The organism is Halomonas flagellata, from assembly GCF_022487945.1.
Taxonomy (GTDB): Bacteria; Pseudomonadota; Gammaproteobacteria; order Pseudomonadales; family Halomonadaceae; genus Halomonas; species Halomonas flagellata.
On the sequence record NZ_JAKVPY010000027.1, the window covers coordinates 31,637 to 50,866 of the forward strand.

The window sequence follows — 19,230 nt, forward strand, 5'->3', positions numbered from 1 at the left end:
CGATGGCCGAACGGGGACACGACAGCGCATCCTATGCAGCCGCGAGCGATATCGAGGAGATGGAGCTCGTCCATCCCAAGACCTTCATCGGCAAGTACATCTGGAGCCAGGACGCCAAGGTCATCGCGATCCAGTACGCCATCACCGCCACGGCCATCGGCCTGGTGGCCCTGGTGCTGTCGATCCTGATCCGCCTGCAGCTCGGGTTCCCCAATGCCTTCTCGCTGGTCGACCCGAGCAACTACCTGCAGTACGTGACCATGCACGGCATGATCATGGTGGTCTATCTGCTCACCGCCCTGCTCCTGGGGGGCTTCGGCAACTACCTGATCCCGCTGATGTGCGGTGCGCGGGACATGGTCTTTCCCTACCTCAACATGCTCAGCTACTGGTTCTACCTGGCCTCGGTGCTGATCCTGGTGGCGAGCTTCTTCGTGCCGGGCGGTCCCTCGGGGGGCGGCTGGACGCTGTACCCGCCCCAGGTGATCAGCCAGGGTACGCCGGGAGTCGACGGCGGCATCCTGCTGATGCTGGTGTCGTTGTCGGTGTTCATCATCGGCTTCACCATGGGCGGGCTCAACTATGTGGTCACGGTGCTGCAGGCGCGCACCCGCGGCATGACGCTGATGCGCCTGCCGCTGACCGTCTGGGGGATCTTCATGGCCACGGTCATGGCGCTGCTGGCCTTCCCGGCGCTGCTGGTGGCCGTGCTGATGACGATATGCGACCTGCTGCTGGGCACCAGCTTCTTTATGCCCGAGATGCAGACCCTGGGCGAGCAGTCAAGCCACGAGGGCGGCAGCCCGCTGCTCTTCCAGCACCTGTTCTGGTTCTTCGGCCATCCCGAGGTCTATATCGTCGCGCTGCCGGCCTTCGGCATCGTCTCCGACCTGCTGGCGACCCATGCGCGCAAGAACATCTTCGGCTACCGTATGATGGTCTGGGCCATCATCATCATCGGGGTGCTGAGCTTCATCGTCTGGGCGCACCACATGTTCGTCAGCGGCATGAATCCCTATTTCGGCTTCCTGTTCGCCACCACCACCCTGATCATCGCGGTGCCCACGGCCATCAAGGTCTACAACTGGGTGCTGACCCTGTGGCGGGGCAATATCCACCTGTCGGTGCCGATGCTGTTTGCCATCGGTTTCCTCTTCACCTTCGTCAACGGCGGCCTGAGTGGCCTGTTTCTCGGTAACGTCACCGTGGACGTGCCCTTGTCGGACACCTATTTCGTGGTCGGCCATTTCCATATGGTGATGGCCGTGGCGCCGATCCTGGTGATCTTCGGGGCCATCTACCACTGGTATCCCAAGGTCACCGGCCGGATGCTCGACGATCGCCTGGGCAAGGTGCATTTCTGGGTGACCTTCCTCGGCACCTATGTCATCTACTTTCCGATGCACTTCATGGGCTTCGCCGGCGTGCCGCGGCGCTACTATGCGTATGGCGAGACGGCCTTCATCCCCGATTCGGTGGTGACCATGAACAGCGTGATCACCGTTGCGGCGATCATCGTCTCCCTGGCCCAGGTGCTGTTCCTCTTCAACCTGGCCTGGAGCTACTTCCGCGGTCGCGAGTCGGGCCCCAACCCCTGGCAGGCGACGACCCTGGAGTGGCAGACCGAGCATACGCCGCCCCGTCACGGCAACTTCGGCGACGAGTTGCCGGTGGTCCATCGCTGGGCCTACGACTACAGCGTGCCCGGCGCCGAGCGAGACTTCATCCCGCAGACGGTCCCCCACGAGGGCGAGGAGCGCCGATGATCATCTCGCTGGTCTTCCTGTCGCTGCTGATGGCGCTGTTCGGTGGCTGGCTGTTCAGTCACTCGATCAATGTCAGGCCCTGGGAGGTGCAGGGCGGCGCGCTCGGTGAGCGGCCGGCGGCGGTGACGGCGCCTCGGGTGGGGCTGGCGGTGTTCCTGGCGGTGGCGACATCGCTGTTCGCCCTGACCATCAGCGCCTACATGATGCGCATGGAAATGGGCGCCGACTGGCGGTCGCTGCCGACGCCGGGGCTGCTCTGGTTCAACACCGCGCTGCTGGTGCTGGGCAGCCTGGCCCTGCAGCGGGCCTGGGGGGCGGCCCGGCACGGCAGGCGCGGTGAACTCGGCATCGGCCTGATCGCTGGCGGGGCCTGTAGCATTGCCTTCGTCCTCGGCCAGGGCCTGGTCTGGTGGCAGCTCGAGGCGGCGGGCCACTACCTGGCGGCCAACCCGGCCAATGCCTTCTTCTACCTGCTGACCGCCCTGCATGGTCTGCACCTGCTGGGCGGCCTGGTCGTCTGGGCCAGGACGCTGTTCCGCTTCAGGGGGGGCGCCACGCCCGAGCGGTTGTGCGGCAGCGTCGAGCTGTGCGCGCTGTACTGGCATTACCTGCTGGTGGTGTGGGGCATTCTCTTCGTGCTGGTGTTGTCGACCTGACAGGAGGGCAAGCGATGGCCAATCCTGGTTCCCAGGGTCCCGGTTCGCCCGAGGGGGTGAGGGGCCTCGTCTCGGACTGGTCCTCGGACCGGCGGGTCTTCAATGTCCCCTGGGGCAAGGCGATGATGTGGATCTTCCTGTTGAGCGATATCTTCATCTTCGCCTGTTTCCTGGTCGGCTACATGACGATGCGCATGTCGACCACCGACACCTGGCCGGATGCCAGCGAGGTCTTCGCCCTGCACGTGGGCGGGCAACAGGTTCCCTTGCTGTTGATCGCGATCATGACCTTCATCCTGATCAGTAGCAGCGGCACCATGGCGCTGGCGGTCAAGTACGGTTACGAGAAGAACCGTCGCATGACCGCCGTGCTGCTGATCCTGACCGCACTGCTCGGTGCCTCCTTCGTCGGCATGCAGGCGTTCGAATGGACCAAGCTGATCGAGGAGGGTGTCCGGCCCTGGGGGAACCCCTGGGGCACGGCCCAGTTCGGGGCGGCGTTCTTCCTGATCACCGGCTTCCACGGCACCCATGTGAGCTTCGGGGTGCTGTTTCTGGTGATCATGGCGGTCAAGGTCGTGCGGGGGGCGCTGGACGACCAGCGTCCCGGCTTTCTCACCGGCCGCAAGGGCCGCTACGAGATGGTCGAGACCCTCGGCCTGTACTGGCACTTCGTGGACCTGGTGTGGGTATTCATCTTCGCGTTCTTCTATCTGTGGTAGCACCCCGGGGAGGTCGTCATGGCGAGTGAAGGACATCAGCAGCATCCACTGCGGGTCTATCTATGGATCTGGTTCCTGTTGTTCGTGCTCAGCGTGTTCTCCTACCTGGTCGACTATGTGGGGATGGAGGGCTACCTCAAGTGGACCCTGATCACGCTGTTCATGCTGATGAAGGCCGGCCTGATCATCGCGGTATTCATGCATATGGTCTGGGAGCGGCTGGCGATCATCAGTGTCGTGCTGGTGCCACCGGGGGTGCTGTTGTTCCTGATGGGGCTGATGATGCTGGAGTCGAACCATACGCTGGTGACGCGCCTGACCTTCTTCGCCAATTGATGGATAGACGACCGGGAGGGCGACCGTGCCGTTGATCATGGGCATGAGCGTGCTGCTGGCCTGCCAGTTCCTCGGTGAGCTGGTCGCCCGTGGCCTTGTCCTGCCCGTGCCGGGGCCGGTGATCGGCATGGTGATCCTGCTGGCGGGGCTGATGATCCGTGGCAAGGTGCCGGATAGCCTGCGCATGACCGGTGAGGGGCTGTTGCGCTACCTGACGCTGCTGTTCGTGCCGGCGGGAGTCGGCTTGATGGGGCATTTCGAGCTGATCGGTCTCGACCTCTGGCCTATCCTGGTGACCCTGGTGGTTTCCACGGCCGTCACCCTGGCGGTCACCGGCTGGTTGCTCGAGCGGTTGAATCGCCGGCAGGGAGGGCGATCATGAAGGTCGCGGCCCTGGATCAGCTATGGGTCTATCTCTCCGGGCATCCGCTATTGTCGTTGCTGGTGACGCTGCTGGCCTTCACTGCCGCAGTGCGAATCAATCGTGCGCTGGGCGGAACCTCGCTGCTGCATCCGGTGACCCTCTCCATTGTCCTGCTGATCGCCTTCCTGCTGCTGGTGGACATGGACTATTCCACCTACTTCGAGGGGGCCCAGTTCATCCACTTCCTGCTCGGGCCCGCCACCGTGGCCCTGGCCATTCCGCTCTATGACCATCGCGAGCGGGTGCGTCGCCTGCTGGTCCCGTTGCTGCTGGCCTGTGGGGCCGGCATCGTCACTGCCGTGGGCTCGACCCTGGGGCTGGCCATGCTCCTGGGCGCGCGCGCCGAGACCCTGCTGTCGCTGGCACCACGTTCGGTGACCTCACCGATCGCCATGGGCATCGCCGAGCAGATCGGCGGGATCCCCTCGCTGGCCGCTGGCCTGGTGCTGTTGACCGGCTCCATCGGGTGCGCCCTGGCCCCCTGGGTCTTCCGCCTGCTGCGGGTGCGCGATCCGGCGGTGCAGGGCTTCACCCTGGGCCTGTCGGCGCATGGCTTCGGCACGGCCCATGCCTTTGCCCGGATCGGTGCCGTGGCCGGTGCCTTCTCGGGGCTTGCCATGGGCCTGACCGGTCTGCTGACGGCCTTCCTGCTGCCGTTGTTGGCGCGTCTCTTCGGGCTCCACTGATCGCCGGCATGATGGCGCTGCGGGGTCAGAGCTCCTCCCAGATCCGCTCGCGGAACTCGTGGGAGAGCTGGGTGGCCTTTTCCATTCGCTTCATCTGGGCATCGGTGACGTCCTTGACCAGTTTCTGGTAGCACTCCTGCACCTCGGCAGGCGTGCTGGGCGCGTCCTCGCCGCCGACGCATTCGGCCATTCGTTGGCCGCTCTCCGCCATGGCCTTGAAGTACTGGGCCTCGAACTGCATCGCCTCGGCGAGGCTCTCCATCCAGGCCAGCTGCATGCGGGCCAGGGGGCTGGCATTCTGTAGCCACTGTTGCTGCCACCATGCCAGCATCGGTTCGGTCGCGGGCATTGCCGGGCTGGGTGAGGTCGGTTTGCGGTTGCTCATGAGCGGGCTCCTGTGTCTGCCTGCGTGATGGGTGGCAGTCGTGAGGTGGAAAAGACACATGTAAAGTATAGGTGGCGGCCGATGCCTTGCCTGCTCCTCGCGAGGCTGTTGGCTGCCCACCTGATGCCGGTCAAGGTGCCGGTACCCACCTGCGACCAAAGAACGAGCGTGATGGTCGGGCAGAAGGAGAGAGCCGCAATGTGGAGCGTGATCAAGTCGGTGTTGGCCGCCTTCTTCGGCGTGCAGAAGGAGCGACAGCGCCGGACGGACTTCGAGACGGGCCGCCCCGTCGTTTTCATCGCCGTGGGGATCGTCATGACGCTGGCCCTGGTGGGGCTGGTGGCCCTGGTGGCGAACCTTGCCGCCCGCTGAGCGCCTGCCCGGAGTGACAGCGTTGAAGCCGGCGTTAACGGTTTATGGTATTGATGTCGGGAGACGAATCCTGTACCTCTTCTATAATCGTCCTGTATCTGGAAAAAACTAATTAAGAGAAAGAGTAACAATAGGGGTGATGGCTCCACGGTCCTGGCGGTGTCCCTGGAGCCTTGGTGGTTGACGACAATAACGACGACAAGGAGGCGCCGATGCGCACGTTGCTCGTGTGGATGGCGGGGTGCTGTATCCTGGCCGGGCTCAGCCCGCTGGCGCTGGCCAACGGCTGGAACATGCCGGTCGGGGTGACGGACCTGAGTCGCGAGATCTTCTCCCTGCACATGACGATCTTCTGGATCTGCGTGGCCATCGGCGTGGTGGTCTTCGGGGTGATGTTCTATTCCCTGTTTCGCTTCCGTCGCTCGCGGGGCGCCAAGGCCGACAATTTTCATGAGCACACCACCGTCGAGGTGCTCTGGACGGCCATCCCGCTGCTGATCCTGGTGGGCATGGCGGTGCCCGCCACCGCCACCCTCGTGCAGATGTACGACGCCTCCGATGCCGAGCTCGATGTGATGATCACCGGGCAGCAGTGGCGCTGGCGCTACGAATACCTCGGTGAGGACGTGGCGTTTACCTCCAACCTGAGTACACCCCGGGCACAGGTTCGCGGCGAGGAGGCGCGCGGCGAGCATTACCTGCTGGAAGTCGACGAGCCCCTGGTGCTGCCGACCGACCGCAAGGTGCGCTTCTTGATGACATCGGATGACGTCCTCCACTCCTGGTGGGTGCCGGACCTGGCCGTCAAGCAGGACACCATCCCCGGCTTCATCAACGAGAACTGGGTGAACATCAGCGAGCCCGGCATCTACCGCGGCCAGTGCGCCGAGCTGTGCGGCATCAACCACGGCTTCATGCCGGTCGTGGTGCATGCCATGGAAGGGGAAGAGTTCGACGACTGGCTGGCCGAGCGCAAGGACGCCGCCGCCCAGGAGGCGTTGGGCGTCGATCGCGACTGGGAGCTCGACGAATTGATGGAGCGGGGCGAAGCCGTCTACAGCAGCATCTGTGCCTCCTGCCATCAGCCCGAAGGTCAGGGGGCGCCGCCCACCTTCCCGAGCCTGGCCGGCAACGAACGCCTGATCGGCGACGTCGAGTGGCATGTCCAGACCATCATCAACGGTGTCTCGGGTACGGCCATGCCGTCCTTCCGCAATACCCTGAACCCGGTCGAGATCGCTGCCGTGGCGACCTTCACCCGCAACGCCTGGGGCAACGACACCGGTGATGTGGTGCAGCCTTCAGACGTCGCCGAGCAGCTGGCGCAATAGAGCAGGCCGAGCGATTCCGTGACCCTGACAAGAACAACGCATTCAGGAGAGTGCCGATGGCGCCCAAGTTACCCCCGCAGCCACCCCTTGAACACAGCTCCGCCGCTACTGCCGGCGGTGCCGCCGCCCATCACGCGCCGCCCAGGGGCATGCTGCGCTGGCTGCTGACCACCAACCACAAGGAGATCGGCAGCCTCTACCTGATCTTCTCGCTGATCATGTTCTTCATCGGCGGCATCTTTGCCATGGTGGTGCGCGCCGAGCTGTTCCAGCCCGGCCTGCAGCTGGTGAACCCCGATTTCTTCAACCAGATGACCACCATGCATGGCCTGATCATGGTCTTCGGTGCGGTGATGCCGGGCTTCGTGGGACTGGCCAACTGGATGGTGCCGTTGCAGATCGGCGCGCCGGACATGGCCCTGCCGCGACTCAACAACTTCAGCTTCTGGCTGTTGCCGATAGCCTTCCTGCTGCTGCTCTCCACCCTGCTGATGCCGGGGGGCGGGCCGGACTTCGGCTGGACCTTCTATGCGCCGCTGTCCACCACCTATGCGCCACCGTCGACCACCTTCTTCATCCTCTCGCTGCACATGGCCGGCATCAGCTCGATCCTCGGGGCGATCAACATCATCGCCACCATCCTCAACCTGCGTGCCCCGGGCATGCGCCTGATGGACATGCCGCTGTTCGTCTGGACCTGGCTGATCACCGCCTTCCTGCTGATTGCCGTGATGCCGGTGCTGGCCGGGGTGATCACCATGATGCTGATGGACATCAACTTCGGCACCAGCTTCTTCAATGCGGCCGGCGGCGGCGACCCGGTGCTCTTCCAGCATCTGTTCTGGTTCTTCGGGCATCCCGAGGTGTACATCATGATCCTGCCGGCGTTCGGCATCGTCTCGGCGATCATTCCCACCTTCGCCCGCAAGCCGCTGTTCGGTTATGCCTCCATGGTCTATGCCACGGCCTCCATTGCCCTGCTGTCATTCCTGGTCTGGGCCCATCACATGTTCGCGGTCGGCTTGCCGCTGGTGGCCGAGCTGTTCTTCATGTACACCACCATGCTGATCGCCGTACCCACCGGGGTGAAGGTGTTCAACTGGATCACCACGCTGTTTCGCGGCTCGATCTCCTTCGAGCCGCCGATGCTGTTTGCCCTGGCCTTCGTGGTGCTGTTCACCATCGGCGGCTTCTCCGGGCTGATGCTGGCGATCGCGCCGGCCGACTTCCAGTACCACGACACCTACTTCGTGGTGGCGCATTTCCACTATGTGCTGGTGCCGGGGGCGGTGTTCGCGATCATGGCCGGGGTCTACTACTGGCTGCCCAAATGGACCGGCCACTATCCCAATGTGCGGCTGTCGCAGTGGCATTTCTGGCTGTCGGTGATCGGGGTCAACCTGACCTTCTTCCCCATGCACTTCTCGGGCCTCGCCGGGATGCCGCGACGCATCCCCGATTACGCCCTGCAGTTTGCCGACTTCAACCTGGTGTCGAGCCTCGGCGCCTTCCTGTTCGGCGCGTCGCAACTGGTGTTCGTGGCGGTGGTGGTCCTCTGCGTCCGCGGGGGAGAGAAGGCGCCGGCCAAGGCCTGGGACGGCGCCGAGGACCTGGAGTGGAGTGTGCCGAGTCCAGCCCCGTTGCACACCTTCGATACGCCACCCACCTTCAGTCCCCATGTGCACTGACGCGAGGATGCCATGAGCCACCGCGATCACGGAGCCACCGATTCGCACAAGCTCGGTGTCAGGCGTACGGTCGTGCGCTCCGTGGCGGCGCTGATCGGCATGTTCGCCTTCGCCTTCGCGCTGGTGCCGCTGTATGACGTCTTCTGCCAGGTCACCGGCATCAACGGCAAGGTGGACAACACGGCCCAGGCCATCATCCACGAGGGCGTGGATGACTCTCGCTACGTCACCGTCCAGTTCATTACCCGCGGCAGTTCCGGCCTGCCATGGCGCCTGGAGGTGGAGACGCGTCAGGTGCGGGTCCACCCGGGCCAGACCAGCGAGATCAACTTCACCTTCCGCAACCAGAGCGCAGAAGCCAGCCGGGCACGGGCGGTACCCAGCGTCTCTCCCTCCCGGGCGTCGCGTCACCTGCGCAAGGTCAGTTGCTTCTGCTTCGACGAGCAGCACCTGGAGGCCGGCGAGCGTCTCGAGCTGCCGCTGGTCTTCCAGTTGGCGCGCGATCTGCCCCCCGACGTCAATACCGTAACCCTGGTCTATACCCTGTATCCGGTCACCGATGCTCGAGCTCCCCGGCGGGCGCAGGTGACTGCCGGCAAAGGAGATGAGGCATGAGTGGTGGCAGCTATTATGTTCCCGCAAGCAGCAAATGGCCGATACTGGCTTCGCTCGCGCTCGGCGTGATGATGACCGGGACCGGCATGGTGCTGGTGCACGGGCGCGGAACCCCGATGATGGCGGCGGGGCTCGTGGGGGTACTGGCGGTCATGACCCTGTGGTTCCGTGACGTGATCCGGGAGTCCCGCCGGGGGCTCTACGATGCCCAGATGGATCGCTCCTTCCGCTGGGGAATGGGCTGGTTCATCTTCTCCGAAGTGATGTTCTTCGCCGCCTTCTTCGGTACGCTCTTCTATGTGCGCAACTTCGCCATCCCCTGGCTGGATGGCGAGGGTGCCAAGGGGGTCGCGGCGCTCCTGTGGCCCGACTTCACCGCCAGCTGGCCCTTGATGAATCCGCCGGATTCGTCCATCGCGGGCCCCGTGGAGACCTTCAGCCCCTGGCAGCTGCCGCTGGTCAATACCCTGATCCTGGTCAGTTCCAGCATCACCCTGACCGTGGCCCACGAGGGGCTGAAGGAGGGCTACCGGTCAACGACGCGAAACTGGCTTGCCTGCACCGTGCTGCTGGGGCTCTGCTTCATCACCATCCAGGGCGTCGAGTACTACGAGGCCTATACCCACTACGGCATCACCCTGCAGGCGGGTATCTACGGGGCGACCTTCTTCATCCTGACCGGTTTCCATGGCCTCCATGTCATCATCGGCACCATCATCCTGGCCGTGATGCTGGGGCGGGTGCTGCGTGGCCACTTCGCGGCCGGTGACCATTTCGGCTTCGAGGCAGCCGCCTGGTACTGGCACTTCGTCGACGCGGTATGGATCGGCCTGTTCCTGTTCGTCTATGTTTTCTAGGGGGTCAGCCGGCGAGGCCGTCGACATAGAAGCCGTAGAAGAGCAGGCCGAGCAGGGTGGCAGCGAGGGCCACCCGGATCTTCAGCGAGACGAGCAACCGGCGCGACTGGCTGCCGTCCCGCAGCAGGAAGCCGGCCCCGGCGGCCAGGCTGGTCACCATGGACAGGAACACCAGGGCAATCAGGATTTTCAGTAACATGAGGCACTCCTTGGCTCGCGATGACACCCAGCATGCCTGTGCGCGTCGACGGCGGCAACGGCTCTGGTGGGCGTTCTGGTCACCGCTGGTGATGCTTGGGCTGATGCTGGGGGTCTGGCAGTGGGAGCGTGCCGCCGAGAAGCGCGACTACCTGGTCCGGCTCGAGGCGGCCCCCCATCAGGTGGCGCCCCGGGACAGGCCGCCGGAAGGCGCCCGCGTGACCCTTGCCGGGGAGTACCTGCCCGACGAGACGCTGTTTCTCGACAATCGCACCCTCGAGGGCCGGCTCGGCGTCGCCGTGCTGACACCGTTCCGTGGCGATGATGGCCGGCTGTGGCTGGTGCAGCGCGGCTTCCTGGCCACCGGCACGACCCGCGACACGCCGTCGGTCGCGACGCCGGCCGGGCCGGTGACGCTGGCGGGGGACTGGCAGCCGGCAGGGGATCGCGGCCCGCTGTTCGGCCCCAACCGCGAGGGGCGGCGCCTGCAGCAGATCGATCTCGCCGCCTGGTCGCTGGACTTCGCCCATGACGGCTGGCTGCATCTCGACGCCGGTCCCGGCCACCTCGAGTCCTGGTGGACCCCCAGCGTGATGCCGCCCGGTCGTCATCTCGGCTATGCCGTGCAGTGGTGGGGGCTGGCCCTGGCGGCCCTCGTGGTGATGCTTGTCGGTGGGCGTCGCCTGGGTCGCGACCGCGCCGCGCTTTCCGTTTCCCTCCTCCTCGATTCACTGCCGCTCAAGGAGACGCGACAATGAGCACATCCCGTGCCGTTCGTCATCCGCGATTCAAGCTGCTGGCGCTGCTGGCCGTCTTCGTGCTGCCGCTGCTGGTGGCCTGGATCATGGTGGCCTGGCGCATCGGTATCCCCGAGCAGCGTACCGCCCACGGTGAGCTGGAGCCGGACATTCCGGCCCTGGCCCAGTGGCCGCTGGCCGAACCGCGCACGATGCTACCCGAGGATGGTGGCTGGGTGCTGGCCTTCGACTGCGCCGGCGCCTGCGAGGCGCTGGCCGACCAGTGGTGGCGGCTGCATCGGGCTCTGGGGCGTGAGGCCCACCGGGTCAGACGCCTGAGGATCGGCGGCGCGGCGCAGGCACTGCCCGGTGAAGTGGTGGCGCGCTGGTCGACGCCGCCCGACTGGCACCGTCCTGGCCACCTGTGGGTTCTCGATCCCCGGGGCGAGGCCGTGCTGGGCTATTCGGCCGGCGTCGAGGCCCGGGACGTGCTGGATGATGTCAACAAGCTGTTGCGCATGAATCCGGAGCCCTCGGTGACGCCCGGTCGCCAGGTGGCGCAGCAGTGAGTGGGCCGCAGCGGGCGGCAATGGAAAGCGAGGTGGCGATGACGAAGCCGGCGAGCAGGCTGCGCCTGCTGATCACCCTGAGCCTGGTCGGCGTGCTGTTCACCATCGGTGTGATTCTGGTGGGTGCCTGGACGCGGCTGGTGGATGCCGGCCTGGGGTGCCCGGATTGGCCGGGCTGTTACGGGCGCCTGGTGGTCCCGGATGCCGGTCGGGCGTTGTCTCACAGCCCGGATGTCCCGCTGGAAAGCTTCAAGGCCTGGATCGAGATGATTCATCGCTACGTGGCCTCCACCCTCGGGCTGCTGGTGATCGCCCTGGTGCTGCTCGGGATGCCGCTGCGCCGCCGCGCCGGCTATCCCTGGGGGGTCAGCCTCGCGCTGTTGGCCGTGATCCTGCTGCAGGGGGCCTTCGGCGCCTTCACCGTGACCCTCAAGCTGTGGCCTCAGGTGGTGACCCTCCACCTGCTGGGCGGGCTTTCGGTGATGCTGATGTTCCTCTGGTTACACCTGCGTCTACGACGTTTCGCCTCGACCGAGGCGCCGGCGACGCCACGACGCGCCCTGACCCCGCTATGGGGCCTGGCCATGGTGCTGCTGCTGCTGCAACTGGCACTGGGGGGCTGGGTCTCGAGCAACTATGCCGGCATCGCCTGCCAGGGCTTCCCGACCTGCAACGGCCAGTGGTGGCCGGCCACCGACTGGAGCGAGGGGTTCCACCTCACCCAGACCGTGGGGCCCAACTACCTGCATGGCCAGTTGCATGCCGATGCCCGCACCGCCATCCACTTCGGTCATCGCCTGGGGGCGCTGGCGCTGGGCCTGGGACTGCTGCTGCTGGCGTGGCGCCACTGGCACGAGCGTCGCCTGCGTCCCTGGCTCGGCGCCCTGTTGGGGGCGTACGCTGTACAACTGGGGGTGGGGGTCGCCAATGTCCTGCTGTGGCTGCCGCTCTGGTTGGCCTTGCTGCATACCGCCGGGGCGGTGGCGTTGGTGGTGCTGATGGCCCTGGCCGTCTGGGTCTGGCGGGAGCCGGTCGCGCACGGCGAGAGACGACAACGGGCAGAGAAGGAGTGGGCACATGCCTAATGCGGTGATGGAGCGCGTCGCGTCGCTGGACGAGGCCCGGTGGGGCTGGCGGGACCTGGTGACCCTGTGCAAGCCGAGGGTGGTGGTGGTGATGCTTGCCTGTGCCTTGGTGGGGATGGCCCTGGCCAGCCCGGTATTGCCTTCACTGGCGGCGGTCGTCTACGGCCTGGTCGGCATCGGCCTGGCCGCCGGGGGTGCCGCGGCCTTCAACCATGTGGTGGATCGTCGTCTGGACGCCATGATGCTGCGCACCTCGCGGCGTCCGCTGGCGTCACGGCGCATGCCGACCTCGGTGGCCCTGGGGTGGGCCACGCTGCTCTCGGTGGCGGGGATCGGCCTGCTGGTGTGGCAGGTCAATGCCCTGACCGCCTGGCTGACGCTGGGCTCCCTGCTCGGTTATGCGCTGGTCTATACCGCCTTCCTCAAGCGGGCCACGCCCCAGAACATCGTCATCGGCGGCGTGGCGGGGGCGGCGCCACCGCTGCTGGGCTGGACGGCGGTGACCGGCCAGCTGGGGCCGGAGCCGTTGCTGCTGATGCTGATCGTCTTCGCCTGGACGCCCCCCCACTTCTGGGCCCTGGCGATCCACAAGCGTGACGAGTACGCCAAGGCCGGGGTTCCCATGCTGCCGGTGACCCATGGCGAGGCCTTCACCCGGCTGCAGGTCTGGTTGTATGGCTGGCTGACGGTGGCGGTGACCCTGCTGCCCTTCGCCATCGGCATGAGTGGGGCGGTCTACCTGGTGGGCGTGATGGCACTCAATGCCCGCTTCATGTTCTGGAACTGGAAGGTCTGGCGGGGCAAGGACCCCCGCGCACCGCTGGCGGCGTTCTGGTTCTCGATCCGTTACATCCTGGGCGTCTTCGGCGTGCTGCTGCTGGATCACTACGCCGCGGGATGGGCCCTCTGGTCCTGATGCCCGGGTGCCCCCGGCCCATCACCACAGGGTGATGATCAGCAAGTAGGCCATCAGGGTGACCAGCACGGTACTGACCAGGTTGAGTACGAAACCGGCGCGGATCATCGACTGGATCTTCATGTGACCGGTGGCGAAGACGATCGCGTTGGGTGGCGTGGCGACCGGCATCATGAAGGCGCAGCTGGCGGCGATCGCGGCAGGTACCGTGATCAGCAGCGGCGAGATGTCCAGCGACAGCGCCAGGGCGCCGAGCAACGGCAGGAAGGCCGCGGCGGTGGCGGTATTGGAGGTGATCTCGGTGAGGAAGATGATCACCAGCACCACCACGCCGACCAGGGCCAGCAGCGGGAAGGCACCGAACAGGCTGAGCTGTTCGGCGATCCACGCGGCCAGCCCCGAGCGGCTGATGGCACCGGCCAGCGCCAGGCCGCCACCGAACAGCAGCAGGATGCCCCAGGGCAGCGTCTGGGCGGACTCCCAGATCATCAGGCGCTCGCCGTCGCCACGGCCGCTGGGCACCAGGAACAGCGTGATGCCGGCAGCGATGGCGATCCCGGTGTCCGACAGCCAGCCCAGCCCCAGGTCGTTGAGTAACGGTCGCGCCATCCAGGCCAGCGCCGCAACCAGGAAGATGGTGCCGACCCGACGTTCCGCCGGGGTCATCCGCCCGAGCCTGTCGAGCTCGTCACGGATCATCCCGGTGCTGTCATCCCCGATGTTCAAGGCGAAGCCGCGACGGGTCAGCCACCACCAGGCGCAGGTCATCATGGCAATGCTGATCGGCAGGCCGATCACCATCCACTGGGCAAAGCCGATATCGATGCCGCGATCCTCGGCCAGGTAACCGGCGAGCAGGGCGTTGGGCGGGGTGCCGATCAGGGTCGCCACGCCACCGATGCTGGCGGAGTAGGCGATCGCCAGCAGCAGGGCGGTGGCATAGCGCTTGTGTTCGCCTGGGTCGCTGTCTTCCAGCAGGCTGAGCACCGAGATGCCGATCGGTAGCATCATGATGGTAGTGGCGGTATTGGAGACCCACATACTGAGAAAGCCGGTGGCGATCATGAAGCCACCGATCTGACGTCGCGGCTGGTGGCCGACGACCTGGAGCACGTGCAGGGCGATTCGCCGATGCAGGTTCCAGCGCTGCATGGCGATGCCCAGCAGAAAGCCGCCGAGAAACAGGTAGATGATCGGGTTGGCGTAGCTCGAGGCCGTCTCGCCCATGTCGCCGATGTCCAGCGCCGGCACCAGCACCAGCGGCAACAGCGAGGTGACGGGAATCGGCAGGGCTTCGGTGGACCACCAGGTGGCCATCAGGAGCGCCAGGCCGACGCAGGCCCAGGCCGGGGCGCTCATGCCCGCCGGGGCGGGCAGTGTCAGGGTCAGCAGGACCCACAGGGGGCCAAGCCAGAGGCCGAGGCGCCCGACCCACGATGGGCCCGGTACCTTGTCGGGAGCGTCGTCGGTGGCAGGCATGGGAACTCCGTGACGAGAGGGGGTGGTAGGCAGCATAGTCGCAGCGGGTCGGACGGGACGAGCACCGCTCCTTCTTGCCGCCACCCCTGGCGAGTCGGGGATTGGGGTGGCGCGGCAGGGCATGTAGAATGCGTGCCCTGTCCAACGACCCCCCGGTGGAACCCGATGACGACGACCACTGCGCTGATTCTGCTCGGTGTGGGCCTGGCGATCATCGCCGGCCTTGCCGCCTATGCCTTCACGCTTCGGCGGGAGCTTCGCCGCCGCCGCGTCTTCCGCGAGGAGGAGGAGCGTCGGGCCCGTGACAACTGTCTCGAGAACCTCGAGATGGTGGCGTCGGCCCTGCTGCAGGAGCAGGTGGACGTGACCGAGGGGGCCTGGCGCTGCAAGGTGCTGCTGGAGATCCTCGATCCGCGGCTGCTGGAGCGTCCGGCGTTCCAGGCCTTCGGCGAGGTGCATGCCCGAACCCGACACCTGCATACCCATTCCGCCCGCGAGGCGCTCACTCCCAGGGAGCGCTTCCGGGAGGACAACGAGCGGCTCGCCGTCGAGGACGAGATGCGCGAGGCGATTCTCGAGGCCGCCAGGGCGGCGCTGGCCTTTCGTCGTGACTGGCCGGGAAGCCTGCACTGAGCCGACGTTTGATCCGCGTTGATCGCACGCTGTTTGATTATCCGTGGCACGCTGTGCCGTTAATGTCATAAGATGACGATTGAAAGATATACCGGGCTCCGGCAAGCTGGCAGCGCCAGGAAGGCGTCATTGCTTGTCGAGTTCCGGCCCGACGGTAGGGCAGGTGGGCAAGGGAGCATGGCCTCGCGCCTGCCGGCCGTCAGGATCGCTTGGGAACGGGGACTTATGCTGCCCCCCCCAGGAACTGAATCAAGAAGAAGGAGTTTGAAAAATGAAGAATTCTACGACTGGCTTGTTGCTTGGTTCCGCACTGGTTATCGGCCTCTCCGGCTGTGCCAGTTCGGCGTCTCAATCCTCGGCGGGGCCGTCCGATCGAGCCTGGTACCAGCAGCCCGTGGTCTGTGGTATCGCCGGCGGCCTGATCGGCGGCGGCATCGGCTATGGCGTCAGCGGCAGCTCCGACGAAGAGGATGGTGTCGCCATCGGCGCGACCTCCGGTGCCGCCATCGGTGCGCTGCTGTGTGCCGACCGCACCCCCGAACCGGTCGCCGAGCCTGAGCCCGAGCCGATGCCCGAGCCGGCGCCTGCCCCTGAACCCGAGTTCGAGCCGGTGGTGCTCTCCAGTGAAGTCACCTTCGCCTTCGACTCTGCCGAGCTGCGCCCGCAGGCCGAGATCATCCTGGATGAGGTGGCCAGCCGCCTGCGTGAGAATCCCGATCTCCGCGTGCGCATCGATGGCCACACCGACTCCGTCGGTTCCGACGAGTACAACCTGGATCTCTCCCAGCGTCGTGCCGAGTCGGTACGTGACTACCTGATGTCCCAGGGCATCGCCGGTAATCGCATGACCGCCACGGGTTACGGTGAGGAGCGTCCGGTCGCCACCAACGACACCGACGAGGGTCGTTCGCTGAACCGTCGCGTCGAGATCGATCGCCAGTGATCTAGCGACCGACTCACGTCGATCCTGCCGAGCATCGTCGATGCCCGGCGACGGGGGCGCCTCAGGGCGCCCCCGTGCCGTTCCTGGCGGGCGACGATGCACCCTGTCCCGGTCGCCACCGGCATGGCGCCCGGCCCCGCGGTTCTGGTAATGTAGGCGGTCGTTGCGCCGTCTCCGGCACCGTCTCACCCCCGTCGTCCGCCGCGGCGGGGCGTGATGGTCGGGGAGGGCGTGGCCATTTCACCGTTCATTCTTCGTTCATCGCGACATGTGGTCTCTCGTATGGGCCACCACTGCGCACAAGGACCCTTCATGCCCATCGTGACCCTGCCTGACGGCAGTCAGAAAACCTTCGACGAACCCCTTTCCGTGATGCAGCTGGCCGAGAGCATCGGCCCCGGCCTGGCCAAGGCCTGCGTGGCCGGCAAGATCGACGGCGTGCAGGTGGATGCCGCCGACGTCATCGACCGTGACGCCAGGGTGGCGATCCTTACCGCCCGTGATCCGGAGGGCCTGGAGGTCATCCGCCACTCCTGCGCCCACCTGATCGGCCATGCGGTCAAGCAGCTCTATCCCGAGGCCAAGATGGCCATCGGCCCGGTGATCGACGACGGCTTCTACTATGACATCGACTTCGGTCGTTCGGTGACCCCCGAGGATCTCGAGGCCATCGAGGAGCGCATGAAGGTGCTCATCGACAGCGAATACGACGTAGTGCGCGAGTATGTCGACCGCGACCGCGCGATGCTCACCTTCCTGCACCGCGACGAGCCCTACAAGCAGGAGATCGTGCGCGAGATTCCCGAGGGAGAGACCATCCGTCTCTACCATCACGATGAATACATCGACATGTGCCGGGGCCCCCACGTGCCCAACACCCGGCACCTCAAGGCGTTCAAGCTGACCAAGCTGGCCGGTGCCTACTGGCGTGGCGACGCCAGCAAGCCGATGCTGACCCGTATCTACGGCACGGCCTGGGGTGACAAGAAGCAACTCAAGGCCTATCTCAAGCGCCTCGAGGAGGCCGAGAAGCGCGATCACCGCAAGCTGGCCAGGAAGATGGACCTCTTCCACCTGCAGGAGGAGGCGCCGGGGATGGTCTTCTGGCATCCCAACGGCTGGACCCTGTACCAGGCCCTGGAGCAGTACATGCGCCGGGTTCAGGTCGAGAACGGCTATCAGGAGATCAAGACCCCCCAGATCGTCGACCTGTCGCTGTGGAAGAAGTCCGGCCACTGGGGCCACTACAGCGACATGATGTTCACTACCGAGTCGGAGAAGCACGACTACGCGATCAAGCCGATGAACTGCCCCTGCCATGTGCAGGTGTTCAACCAGGGGCTGAAGAGCTACCGCGACCTGCCGCTGCGCCTGGCCGAGTTCGGCAGCTGTCACCGCAACGAGCCGTCGGGGGCCCTGCATGGCCTGATGCGGGTGCGCGGCTTCACCCAGGACGATGCCCATATCTTCTGCACCGAGGGGCAGATCCAGGCCGAAGCCGAGGCCTTCATCGCCCTGACGCTGAAGGTCTACCGGGAACTCGGCTTCGAGGACGTGGAGCTCAAGCTCTCGACCCGGCCCGACGGCGAACTGATGGGGGAACCGGCGACGTGGGACCGCGCCGAGGCGGGGCTCGAGGCGGCGTTGAACGCCACCGGGCTCGACTGGGAGCTGCAGCCGGGCGAGGGCGCCTTCTATGGTCCCAAGATCGAGTTCGCCCTGCGCGACTGCCTCAATCGGGTCTGGCAGTGTGGTACCCTGCAACTGGATTTCAACCTGCCGGGCCGTCTCGGCGCCCAGTTTGTCGACGAGGACGGGGCGCGCAAGACCCCGGTGATGCTGCATCGGGCGATCCTGGGCTCCTTCGAGCGCTTCATCGGCATCCTCATCGAGCACTACGCCGGCGCCATGCCGCTGTGGCTGGCGCCGCAGCAGGCGGTGGTGATGACCATCACCGATGCGCAGCGCGACTATGCGTCCCGGCTCGAGCGCCGCTTGCAGAAAATCGGCCTGCGCGTCAAGGCGGACTTGAGGAACGAGAAGATCGGCTTTAAAATCCGCGAGCATACGTTGCAGAAAGTTCCCTATCTCCTGGTAGTGGGGGATAAGGAAGTCGAGGCTGACTCGGTTGCCGTGCGCACGCGCACCGGCGAGAATCTCGGGACCATGGGGGTCAGCGACCTCATCGAGCGTCTGAGTGCCGAACTCGGCTGACGACATCGTCAATTGTCTTAAGGAGACGTAGCGATCAAGCGAAGCAACCCAAGAGGGCGCGTTCAGGACAAGCGCCCCCCGATGAACGAGCGCATTACCGAGGATCAGGTTCGCCTGATCGACAGCGACGGCGAACAGCTGGGTGTCGTGCCCACCAGCGACGCGCTGGAGCGTGCCGAAGCCGCCGGTATGGACCTCGTGCAGATTTCCAACGCCGATCCGATCGTCTGCAAGATCATGGACTACGGCAAATTCGTCTTCGAGCAGAAGAAGCAGAAGTCGGCTCAGAAGAAGAAGACGAAGCAGATCCAGGTCAAGGAAGTGAAGTTCCGGCCTGGCACCGACGAGGGCGACTATCAGGTCAAGCTGAAGAACCTGACGCGTTTCCTCGAAGGTGGCGACAAGGGCAAGGTCACGCTGCGTTTTCGTGGCCGTGAAATGGCGCACCAGGACATCGGCCGCAAGCTGATGGAGCGGATCGCCGCGGATCTCGAGGAGATCGGGACCGTGGAGTCCTTCCCCAAGATGGAAGGGCGCCAGATGATCATGATCATTGCCCCCAAGAAGAAGTGATCCGACGGCCAGTCGAACGGTCGGGAGGCGCCCGCGCCTCCCGTC

At 65.6% G+C, this 19,230-nt stretch carries 22 protein-coding genes; 19 read left to right on the plus strand and 3 right to left on the minus strand.

Annotation, left to right across the window (positions count from 1 at the left end; all coding sequences use genetic code 11):
- The first annotated feature begins 2 nt into the window (after positions 1-2).
- The 6 genes from MKP05_RS18055 to MKP05_RS18080 are packed head-to-tail and all read left to right on the plus strand — an operon-like array spanning position 3 to position 4,590.
- On the plus strand, positions 3-1,766 hold the full coding sequence (locus MKP05_RS18055; RefSeq protein ID WP_110284953.1) for a cytochrome c oxidase subunit I: 1,764 nt from the start codon (positions 3-5) through the stop codon (positions 1,764-1,766).
- On the plus strand, positions 1,763-2,422 hold the full coding sequence (locus tag MKP05_RS18060) for a cytochrome c oxidase subunit 3 (protein ID WP_240569552.1): 660 nt from the start codon (positions 1,763-1,765) through the stop codon (positions 2,420-2,422). The genes MKP05_RS18055 and MKP05_RS18060 overlap by 4 nt, the downstream gene beginning before the upstream one ends.
- 14 nt (positions 2,423-2,436) lie before the next feature.
- The gene (locus MKP05_RS18065) at positions 2,437-3,144 is read left to right on the plus strand and encodes a heme-copper oxidase subunit III family protein (protein WP_240569553.1); all 708 of its coding nucleotides are present in this window, start codon (positions 2,437-2,439) and stop codon (positions 3,142-3,144) included.
- Positions 3,145-3,162: 18 nt separating this feature from the next.
- Positions 3,163-3,480 carry a cytochrome C oxidase subunit IV family protein gene (locus MKP05_RS18070; protein WP_240569554.1) on the plus strand — a complete coding sequence of 106 codons (318 nt, stop codon included), beginning with the start codon at positions 3,163-3,165 and terminating at the stop codon, positions 3,478-3,480.
- Between the two features lie 25 nt (positions 3,481-3,505).
- Positions 3,506-3,862: a CidA/LrgA family protein gene (locus MKP05_RS18075; RefSeq protein ID WP_110284949.1), complete on the plus strand. Its 357-nt coding sequence runs from the start codon at positions 3,506-3,508 to the stop codon at positions 3,860-3,862.
- Complete coding sequence (locus MKP05_RS18080; RefSeq protein ID WP_110284948.1) at positions 3,859-4,590, plus strand: LrgB family protein; 732 nt, start codon at positions 3,859-3,861, stop codon at positions 4,588-4,590. The genes MKP05_RS18075 and MKP05_RS18080 overlap by 4 nt, the downstream gene beginning before the upstream one ends.
- Before the next feature lie 25 nt (positions 4,591-4,615).
- Here the strand turns inward: MKP05_RS18080 and MKP05_RS18085 are convergent, their stop codons facing one another.
- The gene (locus MKP05_RS18085) at positions 4,616-4,975 is read right to left on the minus strand and encodes a hypothetical protein (protein ID WP_240569555.1); all 360 of its coding nucleotides are present in this window, start codon (positions 4,973-4,975) and stop codon (positions 4,616-4,618) included.
- 198 nt (positions 4,976-5,173) lie between these two features.
- On the opposite strand from MKP05_RS18085, the gene MKP05_RS18090 reads away from it, so the two are divergent.
- From MKP05_RS18090 to MKP05_RS18110, 5 genes are all read left to right on the plus strand, one after another.
- Entirely contained in the window at positions 5,174-5,347 is a 174-nt protein-coding gene (locus MKP05_RS18090; RefSeq protein WP_240569556.1) for a DUF2970 domain-containing protein, read from the plus strand.
- Between the two features lie 212 nt (positions 5,348-5,559).
- On the plus strand, positions 5,560-6,678 hold the full coding sequence (coxB, locus tag MKP05_RS18095; RefSeq protein WP_240569557.1) for a cytochrome c oxidase subunit II: 1,119 nt from the start codon (positions 5,560-5,562) through the stop codon (positions 6,676-6,678).
- Between the two features lie 56 nt (positions 6,679-6,734).
- A complete protein-coding gene (ctaD, locus tag MKP05_RS18100; RefSeq protein ID WP_110284945.1) occupies positions 6,735-8,366 on the plus strand; it encodes a cytochrome c oxidase subunit I in 1,632 nt (543 codons plus the stop codon).
- Between the two features lie 12 nt (positions 8,367-8,378).
- The gene (locus MKP05_RS18105) at positions 8,379-8,981 is read left to right on the plus strand and encodes a cytochrome c oxidase assembly protein (protein WP_110284944.1); all 603 of its coding nucleotides are present in this window, start codon (positions 8,379-8,381) and stop codon (positions 8,979-8,981) included.
- Positions 8,978-9,838 (plus strand): cytochrome c oxidase subunit 3, encoded by an 861-nt coding sequence (locus MKP05_RS18110; protein WP_240569558.1) that lies wholly within the window; start codon positions 8,978-8,980, stop codon positions 9,836-9,838. The genes MKP05_RS18105 and MKP05_RS18110 overlap by 4 nt, the downstream gene beginning before the upstream one ends.
- A gap of 4 nt (positions 9,839-9,842) precedes the next feature.
- On the opposite strand, the gene MKP05_RS18115 is transcribed toward MKP05_RS18110, so the two are convergent.
- A complete protein-coding gene (locus MKP05_RS18115) occupies positions 9,843-10,037 on the minus strand; it encodes a DUF2909 family protein (RefSeq protein WP_110284942.1) in 195 nt (64 codons plus the stop codon).
- Between MKP05_RS18115 and MKP05_RS18120 the strand changes: the two genes are divergently transcribed.
- Genes MKP05_RS18120 through cyoE form a run of 4 tightly spaced genes read left to right on the plus strand, consistent with a single transcriptional unit; the run spans position 10,036 to position 13,343 of the window.
- Complete coding sequence (locus MKP05_RS18120; protein WP_240569559.1) at positions 10,036-10,794, plus strand: SURF1 family protein; 759 nt, start codon at positions 10,036-10,038, stop codon at positions 10,792-10,794. The two genes, MKP05_RS18115 and MKP05_RS18120, sit on opposite strands and share 2 nt — an antisense overlap.
- Entirely contained in the window at positions 10,791-11,342 is a 552-nt protein-coding gene (locus MKP05_RS18125) for a redox-active disulfide-containing membrane protein (RefSeq protein ID WP_240569560.1), read from the plus strand. The genes MKP05_RS18120 and MKP05_RS18125 overlap by 4 nt, the downstream gene beginning before the upstream one ends.
- A gap of 38 nt (positions 11,343-11,380) precedes the next feature.
- Positions 11,381-12,427, plus strand: coding sequence for a COX15/CtaA family protein (locus MKP05_RS18130; RefSeq protein WP_240569570.1), 1,047 nt, complete (start codon positions 11,381-11,383; stop codon positions 12,425-12,427).
- Positions 12,420-13,343 (plus strand): heme o synthase, encoded by a 924-nt coding sequence (cyoE, locus tag MKP05_RS18135; protein WP_240569561.1) that lies wholly within the window; start codon positions 12,420-12,422, stop codon positions 13,341-13,343. Before MKP05_RS18130 ends, cyoE begins: the two co-directional genes overlap by 8 nt.
- A gap of 21 nt (positions 13,344-13,364) precedes the next feature.
- Here the strand turns inward: cyoE and MKP05_RS18140 are convergent, their stop codons facing one another.
- Entirely contained in the window at positions 13,365-14,822 is a 1,458-nt protein-coding gene (locus MKP05_RS18140) for an SLC13 family permease (protein WP_240569562.1), read from the minus strand.
- Between the two features lie 165 nt (positions 14,823-14,987).
- On the opposite strand from MKP05_RS18140, the gene MKP05_RS18145 reads away from it, so the two are divergent.
- From MKP05_RS18145 to infC, 4 genes are all read left to right on the plus strand, one after another.
- Positions 14,988-15,455, plus strand: a complete 468-nt coding sequence (locus tag MKP05_RS18145) for a DUF2489 domain-containing protein (protein WP_240569563.1) — start codon at positions 14,988-14,990, stop codon at positions 15,453-15,455.
- A gap of 271 nt (positions 15,456-15,726) precedes the next feature.
- Positions 15,727-16,398: an OmpA family protein gene (locus MKP05_RS18150; RefSeq protein ID WP_240569564.1), complete on the plus strand. Its 672-nt coding sequence runs from the start codon at positions 15,727-15,729 to the stop codon at positions 16,396-16,398.
- 312 nt (positions 16,399-16,710) lie between these two features.
- Positions 16,711-18,612 (plus strand): threonine--tRNA ligase, encoded by a 1,902-nt coding sequence (gene thrS, locus MKP05_RS18155; protein ID WP_110284935.1) that lies wholly within the window; start codon positions 16,711-16,713, stop codon positions 18,610-18,612.
- A 33-nt stretch (positions 18,613-18,645) separates the two neighbouring features.
- The gene (infC, locus tag MKP05_RS18160; RefSeq protein ID WP_258364233.1) at positions 18,646-19,185 is read left to right on the plus strand and encodes a translation initiation factor IF-3; all 540 of its coding nucleotides are present in this window, start codon (positions 18,646-18,648) and stop codon (positions 19,183-19,185) included.
- Positions 19,186-19,230: the final 45 nt, after the last annotated feature.